18 protein-coding genes are annotated in these 15,338 nt (G+C 60.8%); all 18 read left to right on the plus strand.

The genetic code is table 11. The features are described 5' to 3' along the window. Position 1: 1 nt before the first annotated feature. Positions 2-1,279 (plus strand): S49 family peptidase, encoded by a 1,278-nt coding sequence (locus ACFQU0_RS08510; protein ID WP_382199754.1) that lies wholly within the window; start codon positions 2-4, stop codon positions 1,277-1,279. 3 nt (positions 1,280-1,282) lie between these two features. Further along, the gene (locus ACFQU0_RS08515; RefSeq protein ID WP_382199756.1) at positions 1,283-1,675 is read left to right on the plus strand and encodes a head decoration protein; all 393 of its coding nucleotides are present in this window, start codon (positions 1,283-1,285) and stop codon (positions 1,673-1,675) included. Positions 1,676-1,688: 13 nt separating this feature from the next. Further along, complete coding sequence (locus tag ACFQU0_RS08520; protein ID WP_173067090.1) at positions 1,689-2,693, plus strand: major capsid protein; 1,005 nt, start codon at positions 1,689-1,691, stop codon at positions 2,691-2,693. Between the two features lie 5 nt (positions 2,694-2,698). Further along, positions 2,699-2,989 (plus strand): head-tail joining protein, encoded by a 291-nt coding sequence (locus ACFQU0_RS08525; RefSeq protein ID WP_382199758.1) that lies wholly within the window; start codon positions 2,699-2,701, stop codon positions 2,987-2,989. Next, complete coding sequence (locus ACFQU0_RS08530; RefSeq protein WP_382199760.1) at positions 2,989-3,426, plus strand: hypothetical protein; 438 nt, start codon at positions 2,989-2,991, stop codon at positions 3,424-3,426. Before ACFQU0_RS08525 ends, ACFQU0_RS08530 begins: the two co-directional genes overlap by 1 nt. A 4-nt stretch (positions 3,427-3,430) precedes the next feature. Continuing rightward, positions 3,431-3,631, plus strand: coding sequence for a DUF7210 family protein (locus tag ACFQU0_RS08535; RefSeq protein WP_382199762.1), 201 nt, complete (start codon positions 3,431-3,433; stop codon positions 3,629-3,631). Positions 3,632-3,637: 6 nt separating this feature from the next. Further along, the gene (locus ACFQU0_RS08540; RefSeq protein WP_382199764.1) at positions 3,638-4,372 is read left to right on the plus strand and encodes a phage tail tube protein; all 735 of its coding nucleotides are present in this window, start codon (positions 3,638-3,640) and stop codon (positions 4,370-4,372) included. Further along, the gene (locus ACFQU0_RS08545) at positions 4,372-4,761 is read left to right on the plus strand and encodes a hypothetical protein (RefSeq protein WP_382199765.1); all 390 of its coding nucleotides are present in this window, start codon (positions 4,372-4,374) and stop codon (positions 4,759-4,761) included. The genes ACFQU0_RS08540 and ACFQU0_RS08545 overlap by 1 nt, the downstream gene beginning before the upstream one ends. Positions 4,762-4,947: 186 nt before the next feature. After that, positions 4,948-5,598 (plus strand): DUF6441 family protein, encoded by a 651-nt coding sequence (locus tag ACFQU0_RS08550; RefSeq protein ID WP_382199767.1) that lies wholly within the window; start codon positions 4,948-4,950, stop codon positions 5,596-5,598. Between the two features lie 16 nt (positions 5,599-5,614). After that, the gene (locus ACFQU0_RS08555) at positions 5,615-8,203 is read left to right on the plus strand and encodes a phage tail protein (protein WP_382199769.1); all 2,589 of its coding nucleotides are present in this window, start codon (positions 5,615-5,617) and stop codon (positions 8,201-8,203) included. 3 nt (positions 8,204-8,206) lie between these two features. Then, positions 8,207-9,013, plus strand: coding sequence for a hypothetical protein (locus ACFQU0_RS08560; protein WP_382199771.1), 807 nt, complete (start codon positions 8,207-8,209; stop codon positions 9,011-9,013). A gap of 8 nt (positions 9,014-9,021) precedes the next feature. After that, positions 9,022-9,789, plus strand: a complete 768-nt coding sequence (locus ACFQU0_RS08565; protein ID WP_382199773.1) for a hypothetical protein — start codon at positions 9,022-9,024, stop codon at positions 9,787-9,789. Further along, the gene (locus tag ACFQU0_RS08570) at positions 9,786-11,474 is read left to right on the plus strand and encodes a hypothetical protein (protein WP_382199775.1); all 1,689 of its coding nucleotides are present in this window, start codon (positions 9,786-9,788) and stop codon (positions 11,472-11,474) included. The genes ACFQU0_RS08565 and ACFQU0_RS08570 overlap by 4 nt, the downstream gene beginning before the upstream one ends. A gap of 12 nt (positions 11,475-11,486) precedes the next feature. Next, positions 11,487-12,284: a phage BR0599 family protein gene (locus ACFQU0_RS08575; RefSeq protein ID WP_382199777.1), complete on the plus strand. Its 798-nt coding sequence runs from the start codon at positions 11,487-11,489 to the stop codon at positions 12,282-12,284. A gap of 10 nt (positions 12,285-12,294) precedes the next feature. Continuing rightward, positions 12,295-12,534, plus strand: coding sequence for a hypothetical protein (locus tag ACFQU0_RS08580; protein ID WP_382199779.1), 240 nt, complete (start codon positions 12,295-12,297; stop codon positions 12,532-12,534). Then, the gene (locus tag ACFQU0_RS08585; protein ID WP_382199781.1) at positions 12,531-12,737 is read left to right on the plus strand and encodes a hypothetical protein; all 207 of its coding nucleotides are present in this window, start codon (positions 12,531-12,533) and stop codon (positions 12,735-12,737) included. The genes ACFQU0_RS08580 and ACFQU0_RS08585 overlap by 4 nt, the downstream gene beginning before the upstream one ends. Further along, on the plus strand, positions 12,738-14,948 hold the full coding sequence (locus ACFQU0_RS08590; RefSeq protein WP_382199783.1) for a phage tail protein: 2,211 nt from the start codon (positions 12,738-12,740) through the stop codon (positions 14,946-14,948). After that, entirely contained in the window at positions 14,948-15,298 is a 351-nt protein-coding gene (locus tag ACFQU0_RS08595) for a DUF2793 domain-containing protein (RefSeq protein WP_382199784.1), read from the plus strand. Before ACFQU0_RS08590 ends, ACFQU0_RS08595 begins: the two co-directional genes overlap by 1 nt. Positions 15,299-15,338: the final 40 nt, after the last annotated feature.

Raw genomic sequence — 15,338 nt, forward strand, 5'->3', positions numbered from 1 at the left:
AATGCAGCTACCGCACCTGGCGTCCCGTCTGTACGGGACGCCGCTCCTTGTCGCCCGTTCCAAGCTCGACATCATCCTGGCGGTGTTGGGTGATCGCATCGGCTGGCCAGATCCGAAATCCGCGCTGCCAATTCCGCCCCCGCGTGGTCTGCCTGATCCGCCCCCCGGTATTGCCGTGATTCCGGTCTACGGCACGCTGGTTCGTCGCTCGCTCGGCATGGAAGCAGCGTCCGGACTTACGTCCTATGGCGAGATCAGCGCGATGCTCGACGCAGCTCTGTCCGACCCGAGTGTCACCGGCATCCTGCTCGATGTGGATTCCCCTGGTGGCGAAGCCGGTGGCGTGTTCGAACTCGCCGGGCGAGTGCGTGCCGCCGACGCCGTGAAACCCGTCTGGTCGATCGCTTCTGACTCGGCATTCTCGGCGGCCTACGCCATCGCCTCAGCGGCATCCCGGGTCTATGTGACGCAGACCGCCGGGGTCGGCTCGATTGGCGTTATTGCCATGCACGTCGATCAGTCCGCGCGTGACGCCCAGGAGGGCTATCGCTACACGGCCATCACCGCCGGCGACCAGAAGAACGATTTCTCGCCCCACCAACCGCTGGACAAAGAGGCGTCAGTACGACTGCAGGCCGAGGTGGACCGGCTCTGCAGCATCTTCGTCGATCACGTGGCCGTGATGCGCAACCTTGAACCGCGTTTCGTTCGCTCCACCCAAGCCGGGCTGTACTTCGGCCCCGAGGCTGTGACCGCAGGGCTCGCCGATGCGCAAGCCAGCTTCGACACCGTTCTCACTGACTTTAGTTCGTTTCTCACGGCACGTCGCTCGCGGAATGCGGCGGCCCACAGCCTGTCCGTTTCCGCGCCCTCTCAACAGGAGATTCCTATGAAGCTCGAAACACCCGACGTTCCCATTGCACCCGAAGCACCGACACTGCCCCCAACGCAATCGCCTGCCGAATCCCCGGCCGAGTCGTCCAGCACGGCGACCACTGATGACGTTGTCGACGATGCCATCAAAACCGCGACTCAAGCGGCCCGCGCCGACGCTCTGGCGATCGCGGAACTCTGCCAATTGGCTGGTCAGCCACAGCGCATTGCCACCTTCCTCGCTGAAGGTGCCAGTGAATCTCAGGTGCGAAGGGTCTTGCTGGCCTCGCGTGCCGAGAGCCCCGAGATCACTTCGGTGATCCATCCCGATGCCGCTACCAAGGCGGCTTCTCCCGAGCAAAACCTGCTCATGAAAGCCGTCAAGAAACTCACTGGAAAGGACTGATCCATGAACGCCCAATTTACGCCACTACGCGAACCCGTCAATCTCGGCGATCTCCTCAAGTACGAAGAAGGCCGCCTCAATTACTCCCGCGAGCAGGTCACGGTCGCCTCAGGGCAGAACCTGGAACTTGGTGCGGTCGTTGGCCGCGTCACGGCCACAGGCAAGCTGAAGCGCTTTGATCCGGTCGCCACTGATGGCACCGAAGACGTCGCCGGCATTCTGCTGGGCGCGGTCGACGCCACCCTAATTCAACGCGACGACGCTTTGCTGCTCGCGCGTCACGCCATCGTCGCCTCGAATGCTGTGGTCTGGCCTGTCGGCATTACCACCGAGCAGAAAGCGGCCGCCATTGCCGCCCTCGAAGCGCGCGGCATCCTCATCCGTCAATCCGCTTAAGGAACTCATCACCATGAACAATGTGTTCAACACCCCGGCTTTCTCGATGGCGGCACTCACGTCGGCCATCAATATCATTCCCAACCGCTACGGTCGCATGGAAGCACTCAATCTGTTTCCGGCCAAACCCGTGCGTACCCGGCAGGTCATCGTCGAAGAGCAAAACGGGGTGCTCAACCTGCTGCCCTCGATGCCGCCAGGGTCGCCCGGCACGGTTGGCGCACGTGGCAAGCGCACCGTGCGCTCCTTCGTCATTCCCCACATCCCGCACGACGATGTGGTGTTGCCCGAGGAAGTTCAGGGCATTCGTGCCTTTGGCTCGGAAACTGAGATGGAGTCCGTGGCCGGTGTCATGGCGCGGCATCTGGAGACCATGCGCAACAAGCATTCGATCACCCTGGAGCACCTGCGCATGGGCGCGCTCAAGGGCGTCATTCTGGATGCCGATGGCTCGGTGATCTACGACCTCTACGACGAGTTTGGCATCACCCCGGCCACCGTCAATTTCGAACTCGCCGTCGCCGGCACCAACGTCAAGAAGAAGTGTGCCGATGTGCTGCGCCACCTCGAGGACAACCTTAAGGGTGAGTTCATGACCGGCATCCACTGCCTGTGCTCGCCGGAGTTCTTCGATGCCCTGACCGACCACGCCAAGGTGAAGGACGCTTACACGTACTGGCAGCAAGGTGCCGTGCTGATCAACGACATGCGTGCCGGTTTTACCTTCGGTGGCGTGACCTTCGAGGAGTATCGCGGCCAGGCTACCGATGCCACGGGTGCGACGCGTCGCTTCATCGCGGCGGGTGAAGCACATTGCTTCCCGATCGGCACGGTGGACACTTTCAGCACCTACTTTGCGCCGGCTGATTTCAACGAAACCGCGAACACACTTGGCCAGCCGCTGTACGCCAAGCAGGAACCCCGCAAGTTTGATCGCGGCACCGATCTGCATACCCAAGCGAATCCGCTGCCGATGTGCCATCGCCCGGGTGTGCTGGTGAAACTCACAGCGGCCTGACGCCAATGAACGTCGCTGATCTGTACGACGCTGCCGCGCGCTGCGGACTACTGACCCCGGTCAAGGTGGGAACGGGGGCAGCAGCTGTCACGGTGCAGGCGGCGTTTCGTGCGCCGGATGACAGCGTACTCGATGGCCTGGCGCTCTCGCGTGACTACCAGATCGAGTACCCGAGCGAGCGTCTGACGCTGAGCCAGGGCGATGCAGTGGAAATTGCAGGCCAATCCTACCGTGTGCGTGAAGTGCGCCAGATCCGGGATGGTTCCGAGTCGGTGGCGACCTTGTCGAGGTTGTGATGCAGAGCATCCGCGAACAGATCATTCAAACCGTGGTGGCGAGGCTCACGCTCGTTGCCTCGGCACAGGGAGCGACGATCCGTCGCCAACCCACGGTGCCGACTGATCGGGCACAACTGCCCACGCTGCTTGTGTTTCCCGACTCCGAAGCGGTGCGTCGCGTCAACGATCGCACGGAGCGAGAACTCGTGATTCGCATCGTGGCGCTGGCGGTTGGAACGGCGACGGAAATCCCCGAGCCCATGGCCGATCGCCTGATGACCGCCGCACACGCGGCGTTACTGGCCGACGTGACGCTCGGTGGCCTGGCGCTGGGGATGGAAGAAACCGACACCGACTGGCAGCAAGACGACGCCGACATGGATGTGGCGGCACTGCCATCCCGCTACCGCATCACCTACCGCACATTTGCCCACGACCTCACCCAGAAAGGATAAGTCCATGCCGCAAATCGAACTTCTCAAGATCCACACCCATGCCGGCGTCGAGCATGGCGCAGGTGCCGTCATCGATGTCGATGGCAGCACGGCGAATTGGCTCATCGAGCACGGCGTTGGCCAGGCCGCCACGGCAGCAGAGCCACGACGATCCCGTCACAACGAAGCAACCCCAGTCTCTCCACTCACCTCACACAAGGAGTAACACCTCATGAGCTATTTTTCTGGACAAGGACGCGTCTTCATCGGTTCGCGTGACATCAACGGTAATCCGCAAGGGCTCACCTTCGTCGGTAACGTCCCCGACCTCAAGGTTTCGCTGTCGGTCGAAACCCTGGAGCATCAGGAATCCCAATCCGGCCAGCGACTAACCGATCTGCAACTCATCAAGACCAAGAAGGGCGAGTTTGCCTGCACGCTGGAAGAACTGATTCAGTCGAATCTGGAACTCGCGCTTTACGGTTCCACCACCGTTGTGACCACCGGCACTGTTACCGACGAGCCCGTTATTGCCACCGCCGAACTCGGCAAGCTCTATCTGCTGGGCAAGCAAAACGTCTCCACCGTGGTGATCAAGGCGGGGGCGGCGACCGTGGCGGCAGAAAAATACACGGTCAACGCCAAGCACGGCTCGATCATGTTTAACGACATCACCGGCGTCACGGGTGCCATCGTCGCCAGTTACAGCTACGGCGCGGCCAACGTCACGGCGATGTTCACGCAGCCACTGCCCGAGCGCTGGGTGCGCTTCGAGGGTCTGAACACGGCGGACGCTAACAAGGAAGTCGTGATCGACCTCTATCGGGTGGCCATCAATCCGACGAAGGACTTGTCGGTGATCGGCACGGAATTAATGAAGTTCGAATTGTCGGGTCAAGTGTTGGCAGATCTCACCAAGGCGGCCGCCGGTGCGCTGGGTCAGTTTGGCCGCATCGTGTTGTTGTGATGGGAGGCGACACTTTTGCTGCGCTGCCGCCGGTGCCGGTGACGCTCGTCATCGGCGGCGAACGCCTCGATCTCACGCCGCTCAAGGTCGGCGATGTGCCGGCCTTCGCTCGCGCCTTGCAACCAGTGGTAGCCAGCCTGTCGGCGTCTCCCGACTGGCTGGCGCTCCTGGCCGAGCATGGTGAGGCGGTAATCGACGCGGTCGCAATCGCCAGTCGTCGCCCGCCCGAGTGGGTGACGAATCTGGCACTCGACGACGCAGTACGTTTGGCTGAAGCGGTATTCGAGGTGAATGCTGATTTTTTTATCCAGCGCGTGCTGCCGAGCCTGACCGAGGCTGCGACGCGGGTAAGCCAAACCCTGAGAGCCAGGATCCCTGGAGCGATGTAGTCCAGCGCCTGATCGATGCCGGGCATGCCTACGCCAGCATCCTGAATTACACCCTGGCGCAGGTCGATGCCTTCATCGCCGCGATCGATCGGCAGGAGTCGCGGCGACTAGCGAATCTGTTGTCGGTCGTGAGTGTTGGGGCACAGGGCAGCAGTGATGCCATCAAGAAGTTCATGAGGCGCCTTGATGCTTAAGATTTCCCTGACCACTTCCGGCCTGCTCGACAAATCCACGCTCGAGGCCTGGACGCGACAAAAGCAGGCCGCCATTCACAAGGCTGTGGCCACGGGCATGCAGGCTGGCGGCAAGTCGGTGGCCGATCTCGTGCGCAGCAAAATGAAGTCGGATTTCACGGTGAAGAAAGCAGCCTTCGTGAATTCGTTGCGAGCCAGGGTCTATGACCGCAACCCCGACAAATTGCCGGCGGTTCTCATCGGCTCGAAGATTCCCTGGCTGGGTATCCATGTCCGCGGCGGAACCCTTTCTGGCCGAATGCTGATTCCATTGACCGAGGAAGGTCGCCGCATCGGTCGTCGAGCTTTCAAGCGGGTCATCGACACGCTGATTCGCTCGGGCAACGCGTATTTCATCCGTAAAAACGGCCAAGCCATTCTGATGGCAGAAAACCTCCGAGAGAACGCCTCGGCCCTGACCCGGTTCAAGCGCGCGGAACGCCAGCGCACCGGCACGAAGTCGATCAAGCGCGGCACGGAGATTCCCATTGCCGTGCTGGTACCGAACATAACCATGAAGCGTCGCTTCGATCTGGAAGGCACGGTGCGCGGCCAGTTGCCCGTCCTGGCCCGTGCCATTGAGAAGCAACTGAACAAGATTTGAGAGAGATGAACTCGTCGTGACTCAGGATCGTGCCCAACTGCTGATTACCGCCGTCGACCAGACCCGCTCGGCCTTCGACTCGATTCGCGGCAATCTCGCCAAGCTTGGGAATGAATCGAACCGGGTCAAAGGACTCCTGGCGGGCCTGGGCGTTTCGCTGTCTGTGGCCGGCTTCGCTGCCATGATCAAGAACGCCATCGATGCGGCCGATCAGCTGAACAAGTTGTCGCAGAAGATTGGCATCTCGGTCGAAGCCCTGTCGACGCTGCGCTTTGCAGCGCAACTGTCGGATGTGAGCCTGGAGACTTTGCAGAAGGGCATCAAGGGGCTGTCACAGAACATCGCCGAAGCCAATACCGGCATCGGCGACGGGGCGCAGGTGTTCGATGCCCTGGGAATTTCCGTCAAGAACGCCGATGGCAGCATGAAGTCCACCGAAGCCGTGCTGCTTCAGATGGCCGATGTCTTCGCCAACCTGGAGGATGGCGCGGTCAAAACGGCGCTCGCCGTAAAGCTGTTCGGCAAGAGCGGCATGGACATGATCCCGTTCCTGAATCAGGGGGCGGCTGGCATCAATCAACTGACCGCCGAGGCCGAGCGGCTAGGCCTCAAGCTCACCACAGAGACGGCACGCTCCGCTGAGGCGTTCAACGACAACCTCACGGCGCTCAAGGCTTCAAGCTCTTCGCTAGGCATCGCTTTGGCCCGCGATTTCCTGCCGGAACTGACCAACATCACCAACGCCATGCGCGAGGCCGCTAACGAGGCAGGAACGCTGAAGGCCTTGTGGGTCGGTCTGGGTGGAGTCGGCAATCTGATCTTCAACGGCACCGAGATCAAGCAGGCACGAGACGAGATCAAACGCATTCAGGAACTGGTCGATTCGACGCGGACGAAGGTCGACTCCGGCAAGGCCCCTGTGCCGTTTATGCCTTTTGACGTCAAGTTCAACGAGGGTGCGATGGCGACCCTGCGCAAGAATCTCGCCCAGTGGGAGCAGGAACTGGCGGGGGCCAAGAAGCGATTGGACGACCTGACCAGTCCGAAGCGCCCCGAAGAAAAGACCCCGACGGGCAAGCCGACCGAGGACATGCAGCGGATCGCCTGCGTGGTGTCGGGAGGGCAATGGGTCAATGGCAAGTGCGAAAAGAAAGCCACAGGCGGAACCGAAAAGGACACGACCGGTGCACAACTCGCCGTGGTCAAGGCGCAAGCCGAGTCCGAATTCAAAGTGCTGAAGGAAAGTCTCGATCTGCAAAAAACAGCACTGGACCGTTCCCTCGACGACCGCCTGGTGTCCGTGCGCGACTACTACGCACGCAAGACACAAATTGAGCAGCAAGCCATCGACCAGGAGCTTGCCGCCAAGCAGCAGGAACTGAGGGCGCAATCGACGGTGGCGGTCGGCGGCAAGGATGAAGCGCAGCGCTTGCGCGCCAAGGCCGAGGTGAAGAAGCTCGAAGGCGAGATCATCGTGCTCAACATGAAGCGCGGCGACGTCGAGATTATCAACGCGCATGCCGCCGCCAAGGCCGAAAAGGAACTGGCAGACGAACTGGCTCGCGTGCGCGACCGCATGGCCGAAATCCGTGGTGGGGCTGGCGGCGATGTCACCCGGGCACGGCTCGAGCGCGAATACCAACCCCTGATCGAAAAACTGCAACTGATGGGAGACACCACCGGCGCTGCCGATGTCGGCCGTCTGATCAACGTTGAAGCAGACATGGCGGAACTGGCGAAACTCGAACGCCAGTATCAGAACGTCACCGACCGTATGAGCATCCGCGAACGGGAACTCCAGGTGCAGAAAGATGCCGGGATGATTTCCGAGGCGCAGATGCGGCGCGAAGTGCTGGCCTTGCATCAGCAGACGGCCACCGAAGTGGACGGGATGATCCCGAAAATGCAGGCACTCGCCACTGCTACCGGATCGGAGGAAGCCATCAACCGGGTGGCCCGGCTTAAGGTGGAAGTGGCGGGCCTCAAGACTGTGGCGGATGACGTGGCCACGCGCATCAACGGCGATGTGGAGAACGCCTTCACGACGATGTTCGAACAGATCGGATCAGGCGCGAAATCGGCCTCCGACGCGTTTGGGGATTTTGCTCGATCCGTGCTCTCGGCGATCAATCGCATCGCGGCGCAAAAGATCGCCGAGGGACTCTTTGGCAGCATGACCAAGGGCGGTAGTGGTGGATTGGGGGGCTTGATCTCCGGCCTCTTTCAATCTGCAGGTTTCGCTTCGGGTGGTTATGTCACTGGCCCCGGAACCGGAACCAGTGACTCCATCCCGGCTCGGCTCTCTGCTGGTGAATATGTGCTGCGGGCGGATGCCGTGCGCCGCGTCGGCATCGAGTTCCTGCACGCCTTGAACGGTGGCTTGTTCACGCCGCGTTGGAGTGGGCAGCGACTGGCCTTTGCCGACGGTGGTTTAGTGCCGGCGGTATCGCCTGCAACCGCCGCTGCACCGTCGCAATCAGTGCGCATCGTCAACGTCATTGATCCCGGCATGGCGGCCGACTATCTCAATTCGGCCGCCGGAGAAAAAACCATTCTCAATGTTCTCTCTCGCAATGGCTCTGCCGTGCGCGAATTGCTGAGGTAAGCCATGGCATTTACCAGCGGCACCGCCACCGACTATCTCGATCTACTGAATCGCCTCAAACAGTTCGTCACGCAGGACATGCTGCCTGCCGGCGAGCGCTGGTCGGTGCTGCGCTGGGTGCCTGGGCCCCCGGCAGAATTGGTGTTACAGGGGCCCGGTCTTGCCGGCACCGATCAGATCAACGTCGGCATCCTGTCCGAGGCCGGTGCGGACTACGGCAACTGGAAACTGCGTGGTTTCGTCGGCTGGAATCCGGCGCAGTCCTTCGACGGCCAGTACAACCCGAGCGGGACGTTCTACGCGCTGCTCATGGCATCGGCCATGCCGTATTGGATCGTGGCCAACGGTCGACGCATCGTCATGGTCGCCAAGACCGGCACCTATTACGAAATGATGCACCTGGGGTTGTTCCTGCCTTATGCCACGCCGGGGCAGTATCCGTATCCACTGCTGGTGGGCGGAACCTACAACGGGTCGACGCGCTGGAGCAACAGCTACACCTACCGAAATCATCTGCCCAAGTCACAGGGCTACTCGGGGGCGTTCTACGCGCCGACCGGCGTATGGACGGGTGTGCCGCCGATGTGGCCGAGCAGTTGGGGCAACAACACGCGCGAATGCCCGGATGGCTCCTACCCGCTGCTGCCATTCATTCTGAACGGACTTGGAGAAATGGATGGCTGCTATGCGGTGCCGGGATTCAACAATGCGGCAGAGAACATTATCAGCGTCGGCGGCATCGATCATCTGGTGGTACAGGACGTGTTCCGTACCGGCTACAGCGACTATTGGGCCTTGAAGCTCGCGTGAGGTAAGCGATGGCATTTCAATCCGGCATTACCACGTCGCCGAACGACCTCCTCGACAAGATCCGCCTCTTTGCCATCGGGTCCTGCGGCTATACACAGTTGTTGCATCAGGCCGACGCTGGCTACTACCGCTTACACCTGCAGCACGCCGTCAGTGGCCAGTTCGTCAACCTGCATTCCTACGCGGGTTACATCGCCTGGTACGGATCGACGAGTTTTAACAGTGGGCTGGCCTACAGTTCACAAATCGTCGCCTCGGGTTCGTTCTCCGTGTCGCAGATGTCAGGCAGCGCCGAGTATTTCCTTTTTGGCGGCGACGGATGGTGTTACTGCATCGTGCAGACGGCCAGTACAACTTATGGGCCCCTCATCTTTGGGACGATCACCAAGGCCTGCACATTTACCGGTGGCGCCTTCCTGTCGGACACCTACAGCACCAATGTGCGGGCCGACATCGACGGCAACACCAACAAGTGGAAATCGGGGAGCTACTACTCTTCTGGTGAGGAAACCGTTAAAGCGTTCTATTCGGCGACCACGCGCCAGTTGGATGGTTATTCGCCCATTGCTTTTAACGGCGTGACGCCACTCTATCCGGCGACGATCGAAGTCGGTCGTCCGACGCCCAGTTATTTTTGCTCGATGATGGGTTATGCCCCCGGCGTGCGCTTGCTGCGCATGAATGGTCAGTATGTAAACAAAGACATCGTCACGCTCGGCGGTAGCGACTGGATGGTTTTCAGTATGAGTTACGGCGGTTACGGTTTCCTGAAATGACGACTTACGCTGGAGCCATCCTGCCCTCCGGATTGCCGTCTGATCCCGCCTATGGCGCTGCTTACAAGTTCTTGCCAGCCGCCTTGACCTTGCCTTTTCCGGGCGCATTGGCCAGTAACCCGCCCAATGCGGGGGCGATGGCCAACAACCTCCCGGTTGCCGAGATCGTGATTGGCTTTTCGGGAACGATCATTCGCCAGTTCGAGCAGGACTGGTATCACCATGTCCACCTGCTGCCGGCTAAGATCGCACTGGGCAATCTGCTGTCGACGCAAATGCGCCAGGTCGAAGTGTGGAACGCCCACTTCGCCCCCAAGACCTTGTCGGCGGTTGTCGGGGAAAACGATGGCGGCATTACGCTTGCGGCCCCGGCCAATCCGCCAACGACCTACGGCATGCTGGAATCGCGCCTGCACAATGTATCGGTGAGCCTCGACGGACCGCCGGTAATCGAAGCGGATTTCACCTTCCAGTTTCCGGATGAAGCGCCGACGCTGTCGATCTCTGGTCGGCGCGTCGTGGTTTTTGGGCTCAAACCAAACTGGGCAAACGGCTGGCTGGAGCGCTTGATGTGGGCGACTGATGTCCTCACTGCGCGCGACGGTACCGAGCAGCGGGTCGGTTTGCGGGCTAAGCCGCGCCGGTCCTTGGAGTTCTCAATCCTTGTAGGCAGTGCGGATGCAGCGCTTCTCGACGTGCTGCTGTCGGCCTGGCAATCGCGGGTCTATGCCCTCCCGATCTGGCCCGACAAGGGAGTGCTGACGACAGCCATCGCAGCAGGCAGTACGGTGATACCGCTGACTACCACCAATCTCGAATACGAGGCCGACGGACTCCTGGTGATCGGTACGGACAGCCGCAACACCGAAGCGGCCGAAGTACTTTCAATCGCCAGTAATGCCGTGTCCTTGAAGCAGCCTTTGCTACAACCCTGGCCGGCAGGCGCGTTTGTGACGCCGGCACGCACGGCTCGGCTGCGCATAACCCAGGCGGTTTCGCGGGTGACGGACGCCATCGCAACCGCCCGACTGGTGTTCGATATCGCTGGCACCACGGCGATTACCAAGCAGGACTCGATCACGACCTTCAACTCGACCCCAGTCTGGATCACACGCCCGAACCGGGTGCGTGACGTGGAGAGTGATTATCAGCGGCTGGCCGAAGTCCTGGATTTCGACACCGGTATCACGGCAGTGGATGACCATGCCGCACGCCCCTTCGTGCGCCGTTCCTTCGACTACCTGTTCAAGAACCGCACCGAAGTCGCTGCCTTCAAGGCGTGGCTTGCCGCCCGCCAGGGCCGCTTGACCGCGTTCTGGCATCCGACCTGGGAAGCTTCCATCGTCCCGGTCAAGAAAATCCTCTCGAACCAGACGGTGATGACGGTCGCCTCGCGCGGCTACGCGCTGTATTTCAACCCGATGCCGGGTCGCACCGAAGCCGCGTTCCTGCACAAAAATGGCACCTGGTATTTCCGCACGATCTTGAGTTTCGGCGCAGGAACAATCGGTGATGAAGAAGTGATGACGATCAATCAGTCCTTCGGCTTCGACGCCAACCCCGAGGACTGGCTCGCGGTCTACTTTTTGGAAAAGACCCGACTCGACGCTGACCAGATCGAGATCAACTGGCAAACCGACAGTGTCGCGGAAGTCTCGCTGCCGATGCTCTCCGTGAAATCCTGACCGGAAACCTTCATGAGCTACAACACGCAGGAAATATCGGCGGCCGCCGGTCAGCCGGTCGAACTCTATCGCTTCGTCCTTGGCCAGCAAGTGTGGACAGTGACCAGTGGCCGGGAAGCGATCACCTATCAGGTTGAAAGTTATGTACCCGCCGTGATTAGGCGCTCTGCCGTCGAGCAGTCGCCGGAATTTGCGAGGAACGGCATCGACCTCGAGTGCGCCCGCGATTTCGCCGTGGCACAACTCTTCGCAGCGGCGCGGCCCAATGGCGTCGTGTCAATCACGCTCTTTCGCAACCATCTCGGTGACTCGGAGTACATCACCTGGTGGAAGGGGCGCGTGGCCTCTGTGGTGTTCAGTGGCAGTACCGCGAAGATCCGCTGCGAGTCGATCTTCACGGCGCTGAAGCGGCCGGGCTTGCGCGCTCACTACCAGACCGGGTGCCGCCATGCGCTTTTCGATCCCGGTTGCGGCATGAACAACCAGGCGTACAAGGTCGTCGGCACGGTGAGTGCGCTCTCCGGCTTGAACGTCACCTCCAGCGCATTTCTCTCGCAGGCGTCCGCGTGGCTGACCGGGGGCTATCTCCGGGTCGCCGGTGTGCCGCGCATGATCACCAATCACTCCGGCGACACCATCACGCTCTCCGCTGTGCTGCCGGGGCTGGCATTGGGTGTGCCCTTCGAAGCCTTTGCCGGCTGTGACCGGACGTTCGCCACCTGCCAGAGCAAGTTCGGCAACAGTCTTAATTTCGGAGGGTTTCCGTGGATCCCCGTCAAGAACCCGTTCGCGGGCGACTCCATTGTCTGAGGACTGAATCATGTGGGTACAGATTGCGATCTGGGTCATCACGACGGTCATCGGCATGCTGCTTACGCCCAAGCCGCCGAAACCGGCGGCCGCGACGCTTGGACATCTCGATGTGCCGGTCGCTGAATCCGGCAAAGCCATTCCGGTGCTATTCGGAACGCGCGTCATCAACCAGCCCAACGTGGTCTGGTATGGCGACGTCAAAACCACCGAGATTCGCCAATCGTCGGGTAGCGGAGGCAAGAAATGATCGTGACGCATGACGATGCCAAAGCCTTCGGCTATTGCAATGCAGGTCTGCGCAAGTGGTTCCCGCGTGAGGGCGTCACCTTTGACGACTTTCGGCAGCAAGGTGTGACGACCGACTGGTTGCGCGCCACCGGCGATGCAATGGCCAGCCGGTTGGCCGATGCGATTGAGCAACAACGCGCACAGCAACAGGAGATAGCGTAAATGGGCGGCGGTGGTAAGAGCGGCGGCGGTTCATCCACCTATGTCGTCGGCCATCGCTATTACGCCGGGCTCCATTTGGCGCTATGCCACGGGCCAGTGGATGCAGTAACGCGCATCATCGTCGGCGAGCGCACGGCCTGGAGTGGCAGCATCACGTCCTCACAGACGATTTACATCAACGCACCCGAACTCTTCGGCGGGGAATCGCGCGAGGGCGGCGTCCAAGGCTACGTCGAGGTCAAGATGGGGGGCGCGACCGAAACGGTTTCCGGTTACCTGCAGCAGAAACTCGGAGCCGTCATTCCCGCCTTTCGTGGCGTGGTGTCGCTCATTGCCCAGCAATGCTTGCTGTCGGCCATGAATCCCTACGTCAAACCGTGGAGCGTCGAAGCGCGGCGCATTCCCGCCCCGGCAGCACTGGGGAGTGGCTATATCAATGGGGACGCCAACCCGGCGCATATTATTTACGAGTGCCTGAACAACGCCACGTGGGGCTTGGGCTACGCGGCGAGCGAGATCGATGCGCCCAGTTTCCAGGCGGCGGCCAACACGTTGGCCTCGGAACAATATGGCTTGTCGATCTTGTGGGATCGCGAACAACCTTTGGAGGAATTCATCGCCGAGGTGCTGCGCCATACCGATGGCACGCTCTACGTGCATCCCCGTACCGGCAAGTTCGTTCTGAAACTGGCGCGGGCGGACTACACCGTTTCCAGCTTATTGGTGCTCGATGCATCGAACATCCTGGAACTGGAGAGTTTCTCGCGACCGGCCGAATCGGAACTGGTCAATCAGATCACCGTGCGCTACCGCGACCGATCCACCGACAAGGATGCGGCCATCACGGTGCATGACCTGGCCGCACTGGAACTGGCCGGCGGCGTGGTGTCATCGGTGACGGTCGACTACCCAGGTGTCAGTAATGGCAGTCTGGCTTCGCGGGTCGCGCTGGGCGATCTCAAGCAACTATCGGTGCCGCTCGCCAAAGCCACGCTGATCGCCAACCGGCAGGCCTCCAACCTCAACATCGGCGAAGTGTTCAAGTTCACCTGGCCAGAGTTGGGCATCGCCCAATTAGTGATGCGGGTGGTGCGTGTGTCCTACGGCACGCTCACAGATGGCCGGGTGCGCATTGAGTGCGTAGAGGATATTTTTGGTTTGCCTTCGGCCTCCTATGTTTCTCCGACGCCGACGTCATGGGTTTCGCCGCTGACCTCGCCAGCCCCCGTTCCGTATCGACGGTTGAATGAAGCGCCGTGGTGGACGGTCGTCAAACGAGTGGTCGGCGAATCGCAGACGGCCAGGGATGAACTGGATCCTCAAGGCGGCTTGCTAATCGTCTGCGCCAGCCGCCCCTCTGGCGATTCGCTCAACGTCAAACTGCTGACGCGCCAGGGTAGTGCCGCCTACGCCGAAGTGGAAACGATGGGCTTTACACCCAACGCAACAGTCACCAATACCATCGACGAGCAGGCTACGGTACTGACCATCGGCAATGGCCAAGACTTGGACGTGGTGAAACTCGACATCTTTGCCTATCTCGACAACGAGATCGTAGCGATCAAGGCGATCAACCTGGTGGCCGGCACGGTGACGGTGGAGCGTGGCGTACTCGATACCGTTCCAGTGCCGCACCTGGCCGCAGCGCGCATCTGGTTCGCTGATGCGTTGGAGGCACTGGTCACCGAGCAATACCTCTCTGGCGAGTCGCTGCAGGTCAAAATGCTGCCCGCGACAGGCCTTGGGCGGCTGGCGGAATCTGCATCACCGGCGGACAACTACACATTCGCCAGCCGAATGATTCGTCCCTATCCGCCGGGGAACGTCAAGGTGAATAACGTGATGTGGCCGACGGTGACTCTTGGCCAGATTGCTTTGACTTGGTCTCACCGCGACCGGATGCAGCAGACGGTCTATCTGGTCACGCAAACGGAAGCCAACATCGGCCCCGAAGCAGGCACCACTTACACGGTACGCGTTTACAACGAGAACAATGGGTTGCAAAAAACCGTCACGGGCCTCTCTACGACAGCCTGGACGTATCTCACCACGGACGAGGCGACCGATAGCGGGCTGGGCCGCATCAACGGCAAGTTCAAGATTGAAATCGAAGCCGTGCGCGCCGGCTACACCAGTTGGCAGAAGCAGACGCGCAGCGTCGACCGCGCAGGCTACGGGCTGAACTATGGCAAATACTATGGAGGCACCTGATGGCAAATACTGATCCCAATCTTGGACTCACCTACGGCTGGACATTGGGCGAATCGGGCTGGAACACCAGCATGGACTCCAACCTGAAACGGCTTGGCGCGGTGGTCGGACTCTCGGTCAAGGATCGGGATCTGACCACGCCCCCGGCGAGCCCCGTCGACGGTGATCGCTACATCGTTCCGGCCGCCGCCACCGGCGTCTGGGTCGGTAAGAGCAACCAGATCGCCGTCCGTGTGGCGAATGCCTGGGAATATTACGTCCCCAAAGTTGGCTGGCTCTGTTTTGTCGAGGACGAGGCAGTTCTATCTGCCTACAAGGTCGCCGGATGGAGTGCTGGCATCGGGATCTGAACTGAAAACTATGCAACCACCGAACCCGCCCTCGAGGCGG

This window comes from Hydrogenophaga defluvii (assembly GCF_042665235.1).
Taxonomy (GTDB): Bacteria; Pseudomonadota; Gammaproteobacteria; order Burkholderiales; family Burkholderiaceae_C; genus Hydrogenophaga; species Hydrogenophaga defluvii_A.

Coding starts and splice junctions, on each gene's coding strand:
- ACFQU0_RS08520 (WP_173067090.1), top strand. CDS start 1,689: ATGAACAATGTGTTCAACACCCCGGCTTTCTCGATGGCGGCACTCACG.
- ACFQU0_RS08565 (WP_382199773.1), top strand. CDS start 9,022: ATGGCATTTCAATCCGGCATTACCACGTCGCCGAACGACCTCCTCGAC.
- ACFQU0_RS08510 (WP_382199754.1), top strand. CDS start 2: ATGCAGCTACCGCACCTGGCGTCCCGTCTGTACGGGACGCCGCTCCTT.
- ACFQU0_RS08550 (WP_382199767.1), top strand. CDS start 4,948: ATGCTTAAGATTTCCCTGACCACTTCCGGCCTGCTCGACAAATCCACG.
- ACFQU0_RS08530 (WP_382199760.1), top strand. CDS start 2,989: ATGCAGAGCATCCGCGAACAGATCATTCAAACCGTGGTGGCGAGGCTC.
- ACFQU0_RS08580 (WP_382199779.1), top strand. CDS start 12,295: ATGTGGGTACAGATTGCGATCTGGGTCATCACGACGGTCATCGGCATG.
- ACFQU0_RS08545 (WP_382199765.1), top strand. CDS start 4,372: ATGGGAGGCGACACTTTTGCTGCGCTGCCGCCGGTGCCGGTGACGCTC.
- ACFQU0_RS08560 (WP_382199771.1), top strand. CDS start 8,207: ATGGCATTTACCAGCGGCACCGCCACCGACTATCTCGATCTACTGAAT.
- ACFQU0_RS08540 (WP_382199764.1), top strand. CDS start 3,638: ATGAGCTATTTTTCTGGACAAGGACGCGTCTTCATCGGTTCGCGTGAC.
- ACFQU0_RS08590 (WP_382199783.1), top strand. CDS start 12,738: ATGGGCGGCGGTGGTAAGAGCGGCGGCGGTTCATCCACCTATGTCGTC.
- ACFQU0_RS08585 (WP_382199781.1), top strand. CDS start 12,531: ATGATCGTGACGCATGACGATGCCAAAGCCTTCGGCTATTGCAATGCA.
- ACFQU0_RS08535 (WP_382199762.1), top strand. CDS start 3,431: ATGCCGCAAATCGAACTTCTCAAGATCCACACCCATGCCGGCGTCGAG.
- ACFQU0_RS08570 (WP_382199775.1), top strand. CDS start 9,786: ATGACGACTTACGCTGGAGCCATCCTGCCCTCCGGATTGCCGTCTGAT.
- ACFQU0_RS08515 (WP_382199756.1), top strand. CDS start 1,283: ATGAACGCCCAATTTACGCCACTACGCGAACCCGTCAATCTCGGCGAT.
- ACFQU0_RS08595 (WP_382199784.1), top strand. CDS start 14,948: ATGGCAAATACTGATCCCAATCTTGGACTCACCTACGGCTGGACATTG.
- ACFQU0_RS08525 (WP_382199758.1), top strand. CDS start 2,699: ATGAACGTCGCTGATCTGTACGACGCTGCCGCGCGCTGCGGACTACTG.
- ACFQU0_RS08575 (WP_382199777.1), top strand. CDS start 11,487: ATGAGCTACAACACGCAGGAAATATCGGCGGCCGCCGGTCAGCCGGTC.